This window comes from Salinarimonas chemoclinalis, assembly GCF_041514305.1.
GTDB lineage: Bacteria > Pseudomonadota > Alphaproteobacteria > Rhizobiales > Beijerinckiaceae > Salinarimonas > Salinarimonas chemoclinalis.
On sequence record NZ_JBGMWH010000001.1, the window covers coordinates 404,044 to 423,420 of the forward strand.

Annotated in this window: 11 protein-coding genes; 8 read left to right on the plus strand and 3 right to left on the minus strand. The window is 73.6% G+C overall.

Annotation, left to right across the window (positions count from 1 at the left end):
• Nucleotides 1–2: 2 nt before the first annotated feature.
• From AB9M23_RS01940 to AB9M23_RS01950, 3 genes are all read right to left on the minus strand, one after another.
• Nucleotides 3–923 carry an ABC transporter permease subunit gene (locus AB9M23_RS01940; RefSeq protein WP_372422048.1) on the minus strand — a complete coding sequence of 307 codons (921 nt, stop codon included), beginning with the start codon at nt 921–923 and terminating at the stop codon, nt 3–5.
• An 85-nt stretch (nt 924–1,008) separates the two neighbouring features.
• A complete protein-coding gene (locus AB9M23_RS01945; protein WP_372422615.1) occupies nt 1,009–2,598 on the minus strand; it encodes a peptide ABC transporter substrate-binding protein in 1,590 nt (529 codons plus the stop codon).
• 249 nt (nt 2,599–2,847) lie between these two features.
• Nucleotides 2,848–3,543, minus strand: a complete 696-nt coding sequence (locus AB9M23_RS01950; protein WP_372422050.1) for an SH3 domain-containing protein — start codon at nt 3,541–3,543, stop codon at nt 2,848–2,850.
• Nucleotides 3,544–4,003: 460 nt separating this feature from the next.
• Between AB9M23_RS01950 and AB9M23_RS01955 the strand changes: the two genes are divergently transcribed.
• Genes AB9M23_RS01955 through glyA form a run of 8 tightly spaced genes read left to right on the plus strand, consistent with a single transcriptional unit; the run spans nt 4,004 to nt 19,375 of the window.
• Nucleotides 4,004–4,735 carry an acyl-homoserine-lactone synthase gene (locus AB9M23_RS01955; RefSeq protein WP_372422052.1) on the plus strand — a complete coding sequence of 244 codons (732 nt, stop codon included), beginning with the start codon at nt 4,004–4,006 and terminating at the stop codon, nt 4,733–4,735.
• Nucleotides 4,736–4,790: 55 nt separating this feature from the next.
• A complete protein-coding gene (locus AB9M23_RS01960; RefSeq protein ID WP_372422054.1) occupies nt 4,791–5,585 on the plus strand; it encodes a 2OG-Fe(II)-dependent halogenase WelO5 family protein in 795 nt (264 codons plus the stop codon).
• Nucleotides 5,586–5,589: 4 nt separating this feature from the next.
• Nucleotides 5,590–6,720, plus strand: a complete 1,131-nt coding sequence (locus tag AB9M23_RS01965) for a branched-chain amino acid aminotransferase (protein WP_372422055.1) — start codon at nt 5,590–5,592, stop codon at nt 6,718–6,720.
• Between the two features lie 4 nt (nt 6,721–6,724).
• Nucleotides 6,725–6,940 (plus strand): MbtH family protein, encoded by a 216-nt coding sequence (locus tag AB9M23_RS01970; RefSeq protein WP_372422057.1) that lies wholly within the window; start codon nt 6,725–6,727, stop codon nt 6,938–6,940.
• A 2-nt stretch (nt 6,941–6,942) separates the two neighbouring features.
• A complete protein-coding gene (locus AB9M23_RS01975; protein WP_372422059.1) occupies nt 6,943–7,662 on the plus strand; it encodes a thioesterase II family protein in 720 nt (239 codons plus the stop codon).
• A 42-nt stretch (nt 7,663–7,704) separates the two neighbouring features.
• Nucleotides 7,705–13,944: a non-ribosomal peptide synthetase gene (locus AB9M23_RS01980; RefSeq protein ID WP_372422061.1), complete on the plus strand. Its 6,240-nt coding sequence runs from the start codon at nt 7,705–7,707 to the stop codon at nt 13,942–13,944.
• An 8-nt stretch (nt 13,945–13,952) separates the two neighbouring features.
• Nucleotides 13,953–17,969, plus strand: a complete 4,017-nt coding sequence (locus AB9M23_RS01985; RefSeq protein WP_372422063.1) for a condensation domain-containing protein — start codon at nt 13,953–13,955, stop codon at nt 17,967–17,969.
• Nucleotides 17,969–19,375 carry a serine hydroxymethyltransferase gene (gene glyA / locus AB9M23_RS01990; RefSeq protein WP_372422065.1) on the plus strand — a complete coding sequence of 469 codons (1,407 nt, stop codon included), beginning with the start codon at nt 17,969–17,971 and terminating at the stop codon, nt 19,373–19,375. Before AB9M23_RS01985 ends, glyA begins: the two co-directional genes overlap by 1 nt.
• The last annotated feature ends 2 nt before the right edge of the window (nt 19,376–19,377 follow it).

A 19,377-nucleotide genomic window follows, 5' to 3' on the forward strand; every position in this document is an offset into this window, starting at 1 on the left:
CCTCAGGCTTCGTAGCGCACCCGCGGGTCGAGCAGCGCGTAGGCGATGTCGACGAGCAGGTTGAAGATCACGACGAAGATCGCGATCACGACCACGGTGCCCATCACGAGCGTGTAGTCGCGCGCGAGCGCGCCCTGGACGAAGTAGCGGCCGATTCCCGGGATGCCGAAGATCGTCTCGACGACGACCGACCCCGTCAGCAGCGCCGCCGCGGCGGGGCCGAGATAGGAGACGACCGGCAGGATCGCCGCGCGCAGCGTGTGCGTGATCACCACCGTGCGCGTCGGCAGCCCGTAGGCGCGCGCGGTGCGCACGTGGTTCGAGCGCAGCGCCTCGATCGTCGCGCCGCGGGTGAGGCGGGCGATGATGGCGATCTGGGGGAGCGCGAGGGTCACGACCGGCAGGACCATGTGCGCCGGCGTGCCCCAGCCGCCCGCCGGCAGCCAGCCCATCCACACGCCGAAGAGCAGCGAGAGGATCGGCGCGACGACGAAGTTGGGGATGGTGATGCCGAAGGTGGCGATGCCGACGACGGCGTAGTCCGCGCCCTTGTTCTGGCGCAGTGCCGCGAGCACGCCCAGCGAGGCGCCGACGACGAGCGCGAGCGAGAGGGCCAGCGCGCCGAGCGTCACCGAGACCGGCAGGCCCACCGCGAAGAGATCGGCGACGGAGAAGTCGCGGCGCGTGAAGCTCGGGCCGAAGTCGCCCTGCAGCAGGTTGCCGAGATAGAGCAGGTACTGGCGCCAGAGCGGCTCGTCGAGATGGAAGGCCGCGTTCAGGTTCTGCATGATCAAGGGGTCGAGCGGCCGCTCGAGGTCGAACGGGCCGCCGGGTGCCGCCCGGATCATGAAGAACGCGATCGTCACGACGATGAAGATCGTCGGGATCGCACCGGCGAGGCGCCGGAGGACGAAGCCGAGCATGGGGCGTCGGGTTCCTGTCTGCGCGGGCGTCCCGCGCGCGGGCCGAGGAGGGGAGGGCGGCCGCGCGCGGGGGCGGGTGGCGTGCTCAGTTCGACAGCGACAGGAAGCGCGTGCCGTGCACGTTCATGATGTTGTCTTCCCAGCCCTCGAGGTTCGGGGAGACGAGCGCCTTGGACGTGTAGAACAGGATCGGGATCGCCGGCACCTCCGACAGGAACAGCCGCTCGGCCTCGGCGAGGATCTCGGCACGGGCCTCGATGTCCGTCTCCGTCTCGGCCCGCTGCATCAGCGCGTCGTACTCCTCGTTCGCCCACCGGGGATAGTTGAAGCCGAGATTGTCGGACTCGTAGAGGAAGAGGAAGTTCTGCGGGTCGTTGTAGTCCCCGATCCAGCCGGCGCGGGCCATGTCGAAGTCGCCGTCCTCCTTCAGGTAGTTGAAGTAGGTCGCGCCCTCCATCTCGGTCAAGGTCGACTCGATGCCGATGTTGCGCAGCATCTCGCCCACGGCCGTCATGGTGTTCTTGTTGTTCTCCGAGGTGTTGTAGCGCAGCTCCACCGTCAGCTCGCCCGGCGCGACGCCCGCCTCCTCGAGCAGCGCGATGGCACTGTCCTCGCGGTCGAGAATGTCGACGTCCGCGTACGCGAGCTGCGGCGCCTCCGCGACGTAGTTGTTCGTGCCGGGCGGCACGAGCGAGTAGGCGGGCACCATCGTTCCCTGCCAGACTTCCTCGGCCAGGAAGACGCGGTCGATCGCCATCGACATCGCCTCGCGCACGCGCGGGTCGGCGAACTGCTCCTTGGTCACCTTGATCGGCAGGTAGTAGGTGCCGAGATAGGGCGCGACGCGGACCTGGTCGCCCAGGCGCGCACGCAGGTCGGCGATCTGCTCGGAGGGCAGGTCGGAGCAGGACTGCACCTCGCCCGCCTCGAAGCGGCGCACGCAGGTGGCGCGCTCCTCGAAGGGGATGTAGTTCACGACGTCGATCGCGACGTTCTCGGCGTCGTGGAAGTTCGGGTTCTTGCGCATCACGATCCGGTCGTTCGGCGTGAAGCTCTCGAGCACGTAGGCGCCGTTCGAGACGAGGTTGCCCGGGCGCGTGAAGGCGTCGCCGTGCTCCTCGACGGAGGCCTGGTGGAGCGGCAGGCCGGTCTGGTGCGTGAGCAACTCGAGGAAGTAGGGCGTCGCGTTCTCGAGTGTGATCTCGAGCGTGCGCTCGTCGACCGCGCGGGCGCCGAGCTCCTCCTTCGGCATGTCGCCCGCGTTGATGGCGGCCGCGTTCTTGATCGGGAAGAGGATGTTGGCGTAGCCCGCGGCCGTGGCCGGATCCTGGATGCGGCGGAAGGCGAAGACGAAGTCGCTCGCCGTGACCGGATCGCCGTTCGACCAGCGCGCGTCCTCGCGCAGGCGGAACGTGTAGACGGTGCCGTCGTCCGACACCTCCCAGCTCTCGGCGACGCCCGGGATCACCTCGGCCTCGGTGTCGTAGACGACGAGGCCCTCGTAGAGATCGCGCAGCAGGTGCGCCTCGGCGACGGTCGAGGTCTTGTGCTGGTCGAGCGACGACGGATCGGTGTCGTTGCCGCGGTTGTAGACGACCTCCTGGGAAAAGGCGGGGGCGCCCGTCGCGCCGAGCGCCGTCGCCAGCGCGATCGAGAAGGCGCTCGCCTTGAGCATGGTCTTGATCATGAGCGGATTGTCTCCCTGCTGCCGTGGACCGGCAGGTCGCTCCGTCTCCCACGACGGATTAGATGTAAACTATCCGGTGGGCAGCCGGCTCGCAAGCGTGGCAACGCTCGATCGGCCATGGCGCATCATCGTTGCGCCACCGCGCGCGTGGCCGCAACGCGTCGACTTCGGCGGGATGTGCTCACGCACGGAAGAGGCGCCCCGCCCGATCGGGGCGCGGCCCGGGGCGTCCACGCCTCACAACACGTCCGACCCCGTCGTCCCGCCCGCGCCCTCGCGGCGCAGGCGGCGCTCGCCGGGAGTGCCCGCATCGGTGCCGGCGTCGACGTCGGGAGTGCGTGCCGGGGCGTCGGCACCGTCGCGAGACCGCGTCCGCGGCTGCGGCTCGCCGTCGGGACGCGGGACGTTCACCACGGGCGCGGCGTCGCGCAGCAGCCCGCCACCGCCGCGGGGTGCGGAGGGACGCTCCGGTGGGCGCTGCTGCGGCGCGGGGGAAGGCTCGGGTCGCGCCCGGCGCTGCGGCTGCGGCTCGGGGCGCGGGGCCGGGCGCTCGATCACCCGCGGCGGCGGCGCGACCGGGGGCGGCGGCGCCTCGTAGCGCGGCCCGGGCCGGCCCTGCGGATCGAACAGGTCGAGGAGGGGGAAACGCGGCTGCATGCGCGGCCGCACTGGAATGCGCGCGAGGTGGCGCCCGCTCGCCCAGCCGAGCGAACCGCGATAGACCACGAAGCACCAGGTGCCCTGGCAGCCGCGCAGATCGATCACCTCGCCCGCGGGCATCGTGGCGACGACCGCCCAGGAGACTCCCGGCCCGGCGCGCAGGTTCAGCGTGGTCGTGGTCTGCACGGGCACCGCCCGCGCCGCCGTGGCGATGGCGAGCGTCAGCACGAGCGCGAGGAGCGCCGTCGCGGTTCCGGACATCGTGCGTCGCATCGCTCGTACCTCCCGGGACCCGCCCGTCTCTCACGAACCCGTTTCTCACGAACCCGTCTCGTGCGCAGCCGTTCTCGCGCCGCGAGGAGGCTGCGCCGATCGGTCCCGAGTGGAAAGGCGCAGATGCGGCGAAGTTCCCGTCCGCCCGGGACGCGCCCGCCCATTCCACTGCGGGGCGCATGATCGGCGAAGCCGACCGGGGCCCACACGCCGCCGCGATCGCGCCGCACCGTTGGCCGCCGCTCCACGCCCGCCCACCGAGCGAATCGCGTCGAAACGCGCCGAAAGATGCGCCCGCCTGCCCGTTCTCGGGGCGAAAGAGGGAGCTTGACCGGCGCTCCGTGGCACTTTGATGACCACAATACGCACGGCCCCTACGTGATTTCTGCGGTAGTGCCCACATTTCCCGATTGTGTCACCACTCTCCCACCAAGGCGCTGGCGCATAGGGAGATTCCCGTATGATCACCGTTCTCTGGGGTTCGCAGTGGGACGAGCATCCGGACATCTGCAATCAGATGTTCCGTCTGCGCGCGCAACTGTTCCTCGACCGCCGGGGCTGGTCCGTCGACGTCAGCGGGGGCCTGGAGATCGACCGCTTCGACGATCTCGACCCGCTCTACGTCTGCGTCCTCTCCGCCGAGGGCCGCCTCGTCGCCTCGCTGCGGCTCCTGCCGACGCTCGGTCCGCACATGCTGTCCGACGTCTTCCCGGAGGTGGCCGGCGCGCGCGGGCCGATCCGCGGCGCGGACGTCTGGGAGAGTTCGCGCTTCTGCGTCGACACCGAGGCCGCGCGGGACTTCCACGCCGACGGCATCAACCACGCGACGCGCATGCTGCTCGCCGGCCTGTTCGCCTCCGCGCGCACGATCGGGCTGCGCTCGGTCGTCTCGGTCTACGACGTCTACGTCGAGCGCATCCTCAAGCGCGCCGGCTGCAGCTTCGAGCGGCTGGGTCCCGTGCACGAGTACGACGCGCTGCGCACGGTCGCGGGGCTCTTCCCCGTCGCCGACAACGAGCCTGCGCGCATCCTGCGCGGGGGCGGCCATCGCACCGCTCCGCGAGCGGACGGCATCGCTCCGGCGCCCGCGGCGACGCCGCGCTCGCGCCTGCCGCACCCGCCCGCGATCGACGCGGCCTTCGCGCCTCGCGCCGAGATCCCGCGCCCGTTCCAGGCCGCGTATCCGGCCTGACCCCTTCCCACAGCCCCCTTTCGACGAACAACTCCGAACAAGCGGGATCCGAGACATGGCAATCCAGGACAAGCTCGCGGTCGTCGACACGCTGACCGAGGACGTGCTCCTCCGGCTGTTCAAGCGCGACCTCATCGTCGTGCGTGTGCCGAACTTCTACCACCCCGAATACTGCGCCGCGCTCGCCGAGCGGGTCGTCGCGGACATCGACGACGGGGCGGGAGCTGGCATCTACGCCAGCAACATCGACTCCTTCTGGGCGGCGCGGCGCGACAAGGAGCGCCACCGCCGCTACTTCGAGCACGGCATCGTGCTCCAGCGGCACATGCGCGAGGTCAGCGAGCCCCACGCCTCGCCCATCGACCTCCTGCGGCTCACGCTCGAGGAGAGCTGGCCGGGCGGCGCGAACCTGATGCGCAACAGCGGCCGCAAGGCGCCCTTCGGCATCTCCCGCCTCTGGCGCGAGGGCAGCGAGGGCCTGCCGCACCAGGACCTGATCTACCGCGAGACCAGCGCGGTCGAGGAGGAGCCGACCAAGATCCGCGACCAGATCGGCGTCAACGTCTACCTGACGACCTCGCGCGTCGGCGGCGAGCTCGAGACCTGGGACGTGGTCATCGAGGACGCCGAGTACGAGAAGATCGCCGACCGCTTCGAGGGCAGCTACGGCTACACCCGCGACATGCTCCCCCGCGAGTCGATCGTGATCCAGCCCCAGGTCGGCGACCTGATCATGATCAACACCGCCTGCGTGCACGCCATCCGCAAGATCATCGACGGCGAGCGCCTGACGATCTCGGGCTTCGTCGGCAGCGCCGGCGAGGACCAGCCGCTCCTGTGCTGGAGCTGAGCCGATGACGATCCACACGCCCGAGAAGACCTGGATCGGCCTCTCGCCCGAGCTGAGCGCCCGGGTCGAGCGCACCGAGCTGCCCGCCGATCTCGGCTTCGGCACGCTCATGGCGCCGGTGATGGCGATCGCGCACTACGCGGACGGGGCCTGGCAGACGCCCCGTCTCGAGGCCCACGAGCCGATGCGGATCTACCCCGAGGTGCAGGCCCTGCACTATGGGCAGGCGATCTTCGAAGGCATGAAGGCCTACCGCAACCTCGGCGACGCGATCGACGGCACCGCGCTGCTGTTTCGCCCCCACGACCACGCACGGCGCTTCAACGTCTCCGCCGCGCGGCTCGGGATGCCGGCGTTTCCCGAGGAGATGTTCGTCTACACGCTCTCGCGGCTCGTGGCGCATCTCGACCGGCTGGTGCCCGAGGAGAAGGGTCAGTCGCTCTACCTGCGCCCGTTCATGTTCGGCGCGACGCCGCATCTCTCGGTGACGCCCTCGACGAGCTACACGTTCTCGATCGTCGCGACCCCGTCGGACGCCTTCTTCACCAAGCCGATCAAGGCCTGGATCGAGCGCGGCTACTGCCGCGCCGGGCCCGGCGGGACCGGGGCGGTGAAGGCGGCGGGCAACTACGCGGCGAGCTTCGCCGCCGCCGCCAAGCTCGGCGAGCTCGGCTTCCAGCAGCTCCTGTGGCTCGACGCGCGCGACCGCACGAAGCTCGAGGAGTTCACGGCGATGAACGTCGTCGTGCGCATCGGCGAGCGGCTGATGACGCCGGCGCTGACGGACACGATCCTGCCCGGCATCACCCGCGACAGCCTCGTGCGGCTCTCCGCCTCCCTCGGCACGCCGATCGAGGAGGTCGCGATCGAGATCGACGCCGTGCTCGACGCGATCCGCGCGGGCGAGGACGTCGAGCTGTTCGGCTGCGGTACCGGCGCGGTCGTCGCCCCCGTCGAGACGCTCGGCGACGAGAGCGGGCTTCGCCTCGACCTCCCCTCGCAACGCGTCGCCCGGCTCTACCGTGAGACGCTGCTCGACATCCAGCACGGGCTCGCGCCGGCCCCCGACGGCTGGCAGGTGCCCGTCGCCCGGACCACCGCCGACCCCGCCGCCGCAGCCCGCACAGGAGCCTGAGAGCATGACCACGGCCTCTACCAGCGATGCCCGCACCGACGAACTCTACCACGTCGTGATGAACGACGAGGAGCAGTACTCGATCTGGCCGGCCTACCGCGACCTCCCGGACGGGTGGCGCAAGACCGGCCCGGAGGCGGCCCCCCGCCAGGACTGCCTCGACTACATCGAGCGGGTGTGGACCGACATGCGTCCGCTCTCCCTGCGCCGGGCGGGCTGACCATGCGGGTCTTCTGCATCCCCTACGCCGGCGGCTCCGAGGACGTGTTCGACGGCTGGCCGGAGCACCTCGCGCCCGTCGCCGAGGTCCGCGCCGCGCTGCTGCCCGGCCGGGGTGCGCGCTTCGGCGAGCCCCTCCTCGACGCGATGCCCGCGCTCGTGGAGGAGCTCGCCCGGCAAGTCGGCGACGCCGACGGGGAGCCGCTCGTGCTGCTCGGCCACAGCTTCGGTGCGCTCGCGGCCCACGCGCTGGCGCTGCATCTGGAGGCGTCGGGGCGCGCGGTCGCGCGGCTCGTCGTCAGCGGCTCGCGCGCGCCCTTCCTGCCGCCGCAGCTGCCGCTGCTGCACACGATGAGCGACGCCGAGCTGACCGCCCGGGTCGGCGACCTCGGCGGGACGGACCCGGAGGTGCTCGCCCATCGCGACCTGATGGCGATGTTCCTGCCGATCCTGCGCGCCGACTTCCGCATCGTGGAGACCTATGCGCCGGGCCGCGTGCGCCTCGCTTGTCCGATGACCGTCATGGGCGGCCGGCACGACGCGATCGTGCCGATCCCCGATCTCGAGCAATGGCGCGCGGTCTCGCGGGGCGAGACGGTGCTTCGGCTCTACGAGGGCGATCACTTCTTCATCGACAGCCAGAAGCCGCGCGTCGCCCGCGCGGTGAGGGCCGATCTCGTGCGCGACCCGATGGCGTCCGCCGGCGACCGGCCCGCGGCCTGAACCCGAACCCGTGACCGGAACCTCCGGACGAGGAGCGCGACGATGACCGACAGGACGTTCGCGGCCACATCGGCGCAGGAGCGCTTCTGGGTGCTCCAGAGCCTGGCCCCCGACAGCGGCGCCTACACCGTCGTGGAGGCGATCCGCATCCGCGGCGCGCTCGACGCGGCGGCGCTCGGCGAGGCCTTCGGCCGGCTCCTCGCCGCGCACGGCCAGCTGCGTGCGACCTTCGGCTTCGCCGACGGCGTGCTGATGCAGACGGAGCGCGCCGCGGCGAACGTCCCCGCCGGCATCTCCCGCCACCGCGTCGCCCCGGAGGAGGTCGACGGCTGGCTGCGGGCGGAGAGCGCGCGCGGCTTCGACCTCGCCAACGGCCCGCTGTTCCGGGCGCATCTCCTCGACCTCGAGGGCGATCGACCGAGCGAGGACCGGCTCCTCGTCCTGAGCGTCCACCACATCGTCAGCGACGGCTGGTCGTCGGCGCTGTTCTTCCGGCAACTCGGCGAGGCCTACGACGCGATCCGCTGCGGGGTGCCCCATGCGCCGCGGGCGGGCGACTACGCCGCGCTCGTCGCCCGCGAGCGGGACTACCTCGCCTCGCCGGCCCACGAGGACGACCTCGAGCGGGCCGCACGGGCGCTGGAGGGACGGCTCGCGCCGCTCGACCTGCCCGCGAACGGCCAGCCCCGGCGGCTTCCCTCCGCGGGGACGGTGCGCGCGGAGATCCCCGCCGCGCTCGAGGCGCGGCTCGACGCGCTCGCCCGGCGCATCGGCGTGTCGAAGTTCATGCTCTACCTCGCCGGCTGGGGCGTCCTGCTCGGGCGCTACTCCGGGCAGGCGTCGGTGGCCGTCGCGCTTCCCTTCATGACCCGCGACCCCGTTACGGAGGCCGACACCTACGGCGTCGCGCTCAACACCGTCGTCGTGCCCGTCGATGCGCGCGCCGGCGAGAGCTGGGCCCGGCTTCTCGTGCGCGTCCGGGATGCGGCCTCCGCCGCCTTCGAGACCGGCGCCGTGCCCTTCGACCGGTTGCTCGCGCGGCTCGAGGCGGGCCCGCCGCAGGCGATGCTGGTCGTCCAGCCCGACGTCTGCACGGTGCCCGCCTTCGAGGGCCTCGAGACCGCTTGGCACTTCGTCGGCAACGCCCATCCCAAGTTCGACGTGCTCCTGCAGATCGACCGCGTGAAGGTGCGCCCGTCGCATCCCTCCGAGCCGGGCGAGCGGCTGTTCGCGGCGCTCGAGCACCGCGCCGACACGATCTCCGAGGCGCTCGCCGGGCGCATGCTGGAGAGCTGGCAGCGGATCATGACCGCGATCGCCGACGACCCGGACGCCGCGATCGCCTCCATCGACACCGCGGGCGCAGCCGACCGGCTGCTGCGCGCCGGCCTCCTGCGCGCCGACGTCCCGCTCGACCCGATCGATCCCGTCGCCGCCTTCGCCGCGGTCGCGGCGAACATGCCGGCGACGACGGCGATCCACCACGACGGCGCGCGGACGAGCTACGCCGCGCTCGCGGGCCGGGTCGCGGCGATCGCAGACGCGCTCGCGGCACGCGGGATCGGCGCGGGCGACTTCGTCGGCGTCTGCCTGCGGCGCACGCCCGATCTCGTGGCGACGCTGCTGGCCGTGCTCGACCGCGGCGCGGCCTACGTGCCGCTCGACCCGGCCTATCCCGCCGATCGCCTCGACTACATCGCCCGCGACGCGTCCTGCGCGCTGATCGTCTGCGAGGCGGCGACCCGTGCTGCGCTGCCCGCGGGGACGAGCGCGTTCCTCGACCTCGCCGCGGTTCCGGCCGCGGCCGGGGGCGGCTTCGTCGCGGCGCCCGCGCGCCACGAGGCGGGCACGGCCTACCTGATCTACACGTCGGGCTCGACCGGCCGGCCCAAGGGCGTGGTCATCCCCCACCGGGCGCTGCGCGCCTTCCTCGGCTGGGCGCGCACGCAGTTCGCGCCCGACGAGATCGCCTGCGTGCTGGCCAGCACGTCGGTGTGCTTCGATCTCTCGGTCTTCGAGATCTTCCTGCCGCTGTCGCTCGGGGGCGCCATCCGGCTCGCCGAGACGGCGATGGACCTCGTCGACCGCCCCGAGCCGGTGCCGAGCCTGATCAACACCGTGCCCTCGGCCATGACCGAGCTCGCCCAGCTCGGCGCCCTCGCGCCCGCGACGAAGGTCGTCAACCTCGCCGGCGAGCCGCTGACGCGGCGGCTGTGCGACGCCGTCTTCGCCCGGCTGCCGGACGTGCGGCTATGCAATCTCTACGGACCCTCCGAGGACACGACCTACTCGACCTGGGCCGAGATCGCCGCGGACGACCGCGCCGAGCCCTCGATCGGTGTCCCGATCGCCGGGACGAACGGCTACGTGCTCGACGAGGGTCTGCGCCCCGTGCCCGCGGGCGCGGCGGGCGAGCTCTTCCTCGGCGGCGACGGCGTCGCGCTCGGCTATCTCGGCCGCCCGGCGCTGACCGCCGAGCGCTTCCTGCCCGACCCGTTCCTGCCGGGCCGGCGGATGTACCGCACCGGCGACCGCGTCGCGCTCCAGCCCGACGGCAACCTGCGCTATCTCGGCCGCAACGATCACCAGATCAAGCTGCGCGGCTTCCGCATCGAGACGCCCGAGATCGAGAGCGTCGCCCAGCACGTGGCGGGCGTCGAGCGCGCGATCGTCACCGTGTGCGAGGTCGCCGGCTCGCGCCAGCTCGCCATCTACTGGACGGGCGGCGCGGCCGAGGGCGCCGTGCGCGACGCGTTGCGCCGGGCGCTGCCGGCCCACATGGTGCCGGCACGCTACGTGCCGCTCGCGACGTTCCCGCTCAACGCCAACGGCAAGATCGACCGCGCCCGGCTCCCCGCGCCGGTCGAGGTCGCGCCCGAGCGCGTCGTCGAGATCACGCCCGGCGAGCGGCAGGTGGCGGAGATCGTCGCCGAGCTGACCCGGGCCACGGCGGTCGACGGCGACACGGACTTCTTCGAGTGCGGCGGCCATTCGCTGCTGGCCATGCGCCTGATCGCGCTGGTGCAGGACCGGCTCGGCGTGCGCCTGACGCTGGCCGAGATGTTCGGCCTGCGCACCGTGCGCGCCATCGCCGCGCGAATCGAGCGCGCGGCCTCCGCGCCCGCCGAGGCGCCGCCGCTCGCGGCGATGGCCGGCGACGGGCCGGCGCCCCTGTCCTACGCGCAGGAGCGCATCTGGATGGTCGACAGGCTGCGCGCCGGCAGCACGATGCTCAACATCGGCGTCGGCACCGCGATCGACGGGCCGCTCGACGTGCGGGCTCTGCGGGCGGCGATCGGGACGCTGACCCGCCGCCATGCGGGCTTGCGCCTGCGCGTCGCCGAGGATGCGGGCGGGACGCTGCGGCAGTTCGCCCGTCCCGACGACCGCGCCTTCCTGCAGGAGGCCACGGTGCACGACGAGGCGGCGCGCGACGCGCTGCTCGGCGAGGCGCTCGCCACTCCCTTCGACCTGACGACGGAATCCCCGGCGCGCTGGATCCTCGTGCGCGAGCCGACCCGCGCGGTGCTGGCCCTCGTGATCCACCACCTCGCGGCGGACGCCTGGTCCGTGGACGTTCTGATGCGCGAGCTCTGGGAGGCCTACGAGTCAGCCCGCGCCGGCGCCACGCCCGCGGCGGACCCCGAGCCCGTCCCGTCCGCACTCGACTACGCGCTCTGGCAGCGGCGCCTCCTCGACGATCCGGCGCGGCGCGCCCGCGAGCTCGCCTATTGGCGCGAGGCGCTGGCCGAGCTGCCCGAGCGGCTGCAGCTGCCCTTCGACCATCCGCCGGCCGGCGCGACCCGCTTCTCGGGCGGGCGTCTCCTGCGGCGGCTCGACGCGGGCACGGTGGACGCCCTCGCGACCATCGCCCGGCGCGCCGGCGCCTCGACCTTCACGGGGCTGCTCGCGGTCTACCAGGCGCTGCTGTCGCGCCTGTCCATGCAGGACGACGTCGTCGTGGGCACGCCGATCGCAAACCGCGACATGCGCGGGGCGCAGTCGCTCGTCGGCTGCCTGCTCAACACGCTCGCGCTGCGCGCCGACCTCTCCGGCCGGCCCTCGCTCGAGACGCTCGTCGCGCAGGTCCAGGCCCGGGCGCTCGACGCCTACCGCCACCAGGCGACGCCCTTCGAGCTGATCCTCTCGGAGCTCGACGTCCCGCGCGCGATCGAGCACACCCCGGTCGTGCAGACGATGCTCGTCTTCAACGGCGACCTCGCGACCAAGGGCGAGGCGGCGGGCCTGGTGCTCACGCCCGTCGACATCCCGCCCCACGACACGCAGTACGACGTCACGCTGATGATCGGCCGCGACGCCGAGGGCTGGACGGCGACCTGGGACTATCGCCGGGACCTGTTCGAGCCGCGCACGATCGAGGCCTTCGCGAGCCGCTTCGAGACGCTGCTCGGCGAGGCCGTGCGCGCGCCGGCCCGGGCGCTGCACGCCCTGCCTCTGACGCCCGCCGGCGCCACCGCCTCGGCGGACGCGCGCGAGATCGCGGCGCCCGAGCCCGCGACGCTGCCCGCGCTCTTCGCCGAGCAGGTCGCCCGCACGCCCGACGCGATCGCCGTCGAGGACCCGGACGGGCGCACCAGCTACCGCGACCTCGACGCGGCGGCGGAGGGCCTCGCCGCCCGGCTCGCCGCCTGCGGCATCGGTCCGGAGGACCGCGTCGCGGTGCTCCTGCCGAAGTCGCGCGCGAGCGTCCTCGCCACGATCGCGATCGCCAAGGCGGGCGCCGCCTTCCTGGTGCTCGACCCCTCGCTGCCGCAGGAGCGCCTCGAGCTGATCGTCGAGGACGCCGGCATCGCCGCGCTCGTCACCGACGCCGACGGCGCGCCGCGGCTCTCGGCGCGCGTGCGCCACACGCTGCGCCTCGACGAGCCGGCGGCGCCGCGCCCCGGCCCGCGGCCGGTCCCCGCGCTGTCGCCCGACCACCTCGCCTACCTGATCTACACGTCGGGCTCGACGGGCAGGCCGAAGGGCGTGCTCGTCACCCATCGCGGCCTCGCGCAGCTGCGGGTGCTCCACCGCGACGCCTACGGGACCGGGCCGGGCAGCCGGGTGCTGCAATACGCGCCGCCGACCTTCGACGCGGCGGTTTGGGACCTCGTGATGGCGCTCCTCACCGGCGCCTGCCTCCACCTCGCGCCGCCGGAGGATCTGCTCCCCGGCGCGCCGCTCGCCGCGACGCTCGTCGCCCGCGGCATCACGCATCTGACGCTGCCGCCGTCCAACATGGCGATGGTCTCGCCGGACTGCGGCCACGTGCTGCGCAACGTCACCTTCGCCGGCGAGGCGCTGCCGCCCGACATCGTGCAGCGCTGGTCGGCGATCGAGCGGATCTGGAACGGCTACGGCCCGACCGAGACGACCGTGTGCGCCACCGCCGGGCGCTGCCTGCCGCAGGCGGGCGAGGTCGCGCCGGGCATCGGCGAGGCGCTCGCGGGGACGCGCGTCCACGTCCTCGACGAGGGGCTCAACCCCGTGCCGGACGGCATGATCGGCGAGCTCTGGGTCGGCGGCGACGGCGTCGCGCGCGGCTATCTCGGCCAGCCGGGACGCACGGCGCAGAGCTTCCGCCCGGACCCGTTCTCGGACCGGCGTGGGGCGCGGATGTACCGCACGGGCGATCTCGTCCGGCGCCGGGAGGACGGGACGCTGGCCTTCGTCGGGCGCATCGACGAGCAGGTGAAGCTGCGCGGCATCCGCATCGAGATCGGGGAGATCGAGCACGTGCTCGCCGACCTCGACCCGGCGATCGGCGACGCCGCCATCGTCGTGGCGGGAATTGGCGAGGAGCGCCGCCTCGTCGGCTTCGTCGCCGGGCCGGAGACGCTCGATCCGGCGGCGCTGCACGCAGGCCTCGCCCGCAAGCTCCCCGGCTGGATGGTGCCCGCCTGGGTGCAGCGCCTCGACGCCTTCCCGCTCACCCGCAACGGCAAGCTCGACCGCAAGGCGCTCGTCGCCGCCGCACGGCCGCGCGTCGCCGACGTCGAGGCCGAGCGGCCGCGCGGGCCCGTCGAGGACGAGATCTGCGGCATCTGGCGCGACCTCCTGCCGGGTGTCGCGATCGGGCGCAACGACAGCTTCTTCGCGCTGGGCGGCACCTCGCTCCTGATGATCCGGCTGCACGAGGCGCTCGACCGCCGCTGGAAGGGCGCGCTCAAGCCGATCGACCTGTTCCGGCTCGTCACGGTCGCCGACATCGCCGCGGCGCTCGAGACCGCCGGTGCGGTCGAGGCCGAGGACGCCCTCGATTTCACCTTCCGCCTGTGAGGCCGATCATGACCGCCGCGCTCGCACAGCCCATCGCCATCGTCGGCCTCGCCGCCGCCCTCCCGGGTGCCGGCTCGGACCTCGACGCCTTCGCCGAGATGCTGGAGCACCGCGAGGACCGCGTCGGCCCGGTGCCGGAGTCCCGTGCCCGTGACGGCGGCCGCGCGCCCGACGTCGCGCTCGCCGAATGCGCGCTCCTCGAGCGCATCGACGCCTTCGACGCGCGCTTCTTCGGCATGTCGCTGCGCGAGGCGCGGCAGATGGATCCGCAGCAGCGCTTCCTCCTGACGCTCGCCTGCGAGGCGATCTGGGACGCGGGCCGCGCGCTCTCCGCCCTGCGCGGCAGCCGCACGGCGGTGATCCTGGGCGAGGCGGCCGAGGACTACGCGCCGCTCCTCGCCCGCGAGGAGGCCCCGATGGTCTCGGGACTGCTTACCGCCGCGCAGGCCGGGCGCATCGCCCACGAGCTCGACCTGCGCGGGCCGGCGCAATGCCTCAACACCGCCTGCTCGTCCTCCCTCGCCGCGATCCTCGAGGCGGTGCGCAGGCTCCAGCGCGGCGAGGCGGACTGGGCGCTCGCGGGGGGCGTGCGCCTGTTCCCGCGCCCGCCGCTCGCCACGATCCCCGGCAACGAGGGCATCCTCTCCGCCCGGGGCCGCGCCCGCAGCTTCGACGCCGGCGCCGACGGCACCGGCCTCGGCGAGGGCGGGGCGCTCTTCCTGCTGCGCCCTCTCGCCGCGGCGCAGGCGGACGGCGACCCGATCCGCGCCGTGGTGCTCGGTGGCGCGACGAACCAGGACGGCGGGCGCTCGAACGGCTTCGCCGCGCCGAGCCAGGTCGCGCAGGCGGAGCTCCTGCGCGCCGCCTGGGCGTCGGCCGGCGTCAACCCGGCGACCATCGGCCTGATCGAAGCCCACGGGACCGGTACGAAGCTGGGCGACCCGATCGAGTACAAGGGGCTCGACGACGCCTTCGGTCGCGGCGGGGCGCGCGCGGGCTTCTGCGCGCTGTCCTCGCTCAAGTCGAACATCGGCCACCTCGACTCGGCCGCGGGCGCGGCGAGCCTGACGAAGCTCGTCGTCGCGCTGGAGCGCGGGCGGCGCTACGCCTCCGCTCATTTCGAGACCCCCAACCCCCTGCTCGAGACCGAGGGCTCGGCCCTCGTGCTCTCCAGCGAGACGCTGCCCTGGCCCTCCGTCGGCCCGCGGCGCGGCGGCGTGAGCGCCTTCGGCATCACTGGCACGAACGTGCATCTCGTGCTCGAGGAGGCGCCCGCCGACGACGCGCCGGCCACCGCCGAGGCGGGCCTGCCGCTCCTCGTGCCGGTCTCGGCGACCTCCGAGGCGGCCCTGCGCCGGCACGCCGCGCGCCTCGCCGACCACCTCGCCGCCGGTCGCGTCGCGCTCGCCGACCTCGCCTTCGTCCAGGCCACGGGGCGCGACCACGGGCCGTTCCGCGCCGCGTTCGTCGCCGCGGACGCCGCCGAGGCGGTCGCCGCCCTGCGCGCGATCGCGGACGGCGCCGGCGGGGGGGCGATCCCCGGCGAGAGCGCGCCGACCTTCCTCCTGGGGCACGAATGCCCGCTCGACGCGGCGCGGGCGTCGGCCTGGACGGCCGCCTTCCCCGCGCTCGGGGAGGTCCCCGGCGCGGGCCATCCGCTCCACGGTGGGCTCGTGGTGATGCGCGCGCTCGCCGCGGCCGGCCTCTCGACGCGCAGCATGATCGGCCACGGCGTCGGCAACGCCGTCCTCGACGCGGTGAAGACCGGCGCGGCGCTGCCTGCGACCACGCCCGCGCCGACGCCGCTCGATCCCGGCCGCCTGGCGCGGGCGCTGGAGAGCCTCTCGATCCAGGGGACGCTCGCCCTCGTCGTGCCGTGGGACGGCACGCTCGCGCAGAGCACCGCGGCGGCGCTCGAGCCGCGCATGGGCACGCTCGTGCGCCTCGACACCGCGCGCGAGCCCCGCCGCGCGCTCCTCGACCTCGTCGGCGCGCTCTACCGCGCCGGCGTGCCGATCGCCTGGGAGACGCTCGCGCGATTCGTCGGCGGCTACGGGCGGCGGGTGTCGGTGCCCACCGCGCTGTTCGACCCGGTGCGCTGCTGGGTCGAACAGCCGGTCGTCGCGGCCGCCGCGGTCCCCGCGCCCGCGGCGCCGGAAGCGCCCGAGCCGGACGCCCCCGCCGACGACGACGTCGAGACGGTGCTCGCCGCGATCTGGCGCGAGCTGCTGGGCGCCGAGACGATCTCCGCCGACGACGACTTCTTCGATCTGGGTGGCGACTCGCTCATGCAGGTCCAGCTCGAGAACGCCGTGCGCGCCCGCCTCGGCCTGCCGATCGCCTTCGACGACGTCCTCGACCACCCGACGCTGGGCGCGCTGGCCGCCGTGCTGAACGCGCGCCGCGGACCGGCCGAGCCGGACGAGGCGCAGTGGCTGGCCGAGGCCGACGGCTCGGCCGTCGAGCGCGGGCTCGCCGCGATCTGGTGCCGGCTGCTCGGCGCGAGCGCGGTGTCGCGGAACGACGACTTCTTCGATCTGGGCGGCGATTCGCTGATGCACGTCCAGCTCGAGAACGCCGTGCGCGAGCGCTTCGGCCTCGCGCTCACCGTCGACGACCTCTACGACAATCCCACGATCGCCGCGCTCGCCGGCCTCGTCGAGGCGGCGCGGGGCGACGCCCTCCCCGAGGCCGTGGAACCCGAAGGCCCGCGGGCGGAGCCCGGGCGCGACCGGGCCCCGGCGACGCATTCGCAGCGGCGGATGTGGATGCTCCAGGAGATGGCTCCCGACTCGGGCGCCTACAACGTCACCGCCACGTTCCGCCTCTCCGGTCGGGTCGACGCAACGGCGCTCGCCGGCGCCCTCGAGCGCCTTGCGGCGCGACATGCGATTCTGCGCAGCCGCTTCGTGCTGGAAGACGGGCGCCTCGTCATCAGGGCGGAGGACCAGCCGGGACCTGCGCTCGAGGTCGACGAGGCCGCCGGCACGCCGGAGACGCGCCTCGCCGCGCACGCGGCCCGGCCGTTCGACCTCGGCGCGGTCGGTGCCTGGCGCGCGGTGCTGATCCCGGGCGCGGGCGCGGAGGGCGGCTTCTTCCAGCTCGTCCTGCACCACGCGATCTGCGACGAGTGGTCCCTCGACCTGCTGCTGCGCGAGATCGCGGCCGACTATGCGGGCCGCGCCGTCGCGGCCCCGGCGCTCCAGTTCCACGACTGGGCGGCCTTCGAGGCGGCGCAGGACGCGAGCGCCGGCATGGCGGCGGATCGGGAGTACTGGCGGCGCCGGCTCGCGGGCGTCGCGCCCGACCTGCCGCTGCCCACCGACTTCCCGCACGACGGACGCCAAGACCACGAGGGCGCCTGGCTCGCGCTCGCCATCCCCGCCGAAGAGGTCGCGGCGATGCGCGCGGCCGCGCGGCAGGCGGGCGGGACGCTGTTCGCCTGGCTGCTCACCGGATACGTCGCCTGGATCTCGCGGGTCTCGCAGGCGACCGACCTCGTCGTCGGCGTGCCGGTCGCCGGGCGCTCCCACGCCGCCGCCGAGCGCATCCCCGGCTGCTTCATCAACACGCTGCCGCTGCGCATCGACACCGCGGGCGCGAGCTTCCGCACGCTCTTCGAGCGGGTGCGCGGCGCGCTCTCCGAGGCGATGGCGCACGCGCGCTACCCCTTCGACCGCATGGTCGAGGACCTCGGCGTCGCCGGCGACGCGAGCCGGCCGCCGCTGGTGCAGACCCTGCTCTCGCTCCAGGGCGGCGGCCCCGCCGGCCGCGAGCCCTTCCGCCTCGGCGAGACCGCGGCGACGCCGGTCCAGCTCCAGGACCAGGTGTCCTGGCTCGACCTCTCGGCGGTGCTCTGGGAGGACGCCGAGGGCGGCCTCGAGGGCATCTTCGCCTACCGCACCGGCCTCTTCGAGGAGGCCACCGTGCGCAGCTTCTGGCGCCAGTGGACCGACCTCCTCCAGGCCGGCCTCGCCACCCCCGACGAACCCATCGAAACGCTCATGCAAGAGGAGGCATGGTGATGCCCGCACACGCACCTCTCGACGAGACCGGCCTCGACAGCAGCCTGGCGCGCTACCTCGCCCAGGGCATCGACAGCCTCCACGACGACGATCCGGCGATCTTCGAGCTGCTCGAGGCCGAGCACCAGCGCCAGATGCGCACGCTCTCCCTCGTCGCCTCCGTCGGCGGCACGCATCCCTCCGTCATGGCGACGACGGGCGCGAGCATCGTCAACGTGACCGCCGAGGGCTATCCCGGCAACCGCTACCACGCCGGCTGCACGTTCGTGGACGAGGCCGAGCGGCTGGCGATCGCCCGCGCCTGCGAGGCCTTCGGCGCGCGCTACGCGAACGTCCAGGCCCATTGCGCGAGCTTCGCCAACCACACCGTGATGGCCTGCTTCCTGAAGCCGGGCGACCCGATCCTCGGGCTCGCGCTCGACCAGGGCGGGCATCTCACCCACGGCTCGCCGGTGAATCTCAGCGGCCGGATCTACGACGTGCGCCACTACGGCATCGACGCGCAGGGCCGCGTCGACTACGCGCAGATGCGGGAGATCGCCCACGAGCATCGCCCCAAGCTGATCGTCTGCGGCACGACCTCCTGCACCCGCGCCATCGATTTCGACCGCATTCGCGCCATCGCCGACGAGGTGGGCGCGCTGGTGCTCGCCGATGTCACCCACATCGCCGGGCTGATCGTGGCGGGGCTCCATCCGAACTCGATCGACGCGGCGCATTTCACCACGACCTGCACCTTCAAGCAGCTCTACGGGCCGCGCGGCGGGCTCATCCTGATGGGCCGCGACGCGGATACGCCGAGCGACGACGGCAAGCGCACCCTCTCCCAGCGCATCCAGAGCGCGGTCTTCCCGATGATGCAGGGCTCGCCCGAGGTGCACACGATCACCGCCAAGGCGGTGGCGCTCGGGCGGCTCAAGCGCCCCGAGTTCGCCGAGCGGGCGCAGCGCATCCTCGCCAATTCCCGCATCCTCGCCGCCGACCTCATGCAGCGCGGCTACGACGTGATCAGCGGGGGCACGGACAACCACATCGTCCTCTTCCGCGTGCCCGACGGCATCACCGGCGAGACGGCGGAGCGGGTGCTCGAGGCCTGCGGCATCCTCGTCAACAAGAACAAGATCCCCTCGGACGCCCGCGGCGCGCGCATCGCGAGCGGGGTGCGGCTGGGCACCAACACGGTCTCGCTGCGGGGCATGGGCTCGGACGAGATGCGCCTGTGCGCGGAGCTGCTCGACCTCGTCCTGCGCGCCACGACGGCGGTGCCCGACGCGCCCTTCCGCCTGCCCGACGCGGTGCGCGCCTCGGTGGAGGACGAGGTGCGCGCGCTGGCCGGCGCCTTCCCGCTGCCCTACGCGAGCCGGCCGCGCGCGGCCGCGCCCCGTCCGACCCTCGCCCACGCCTGAGG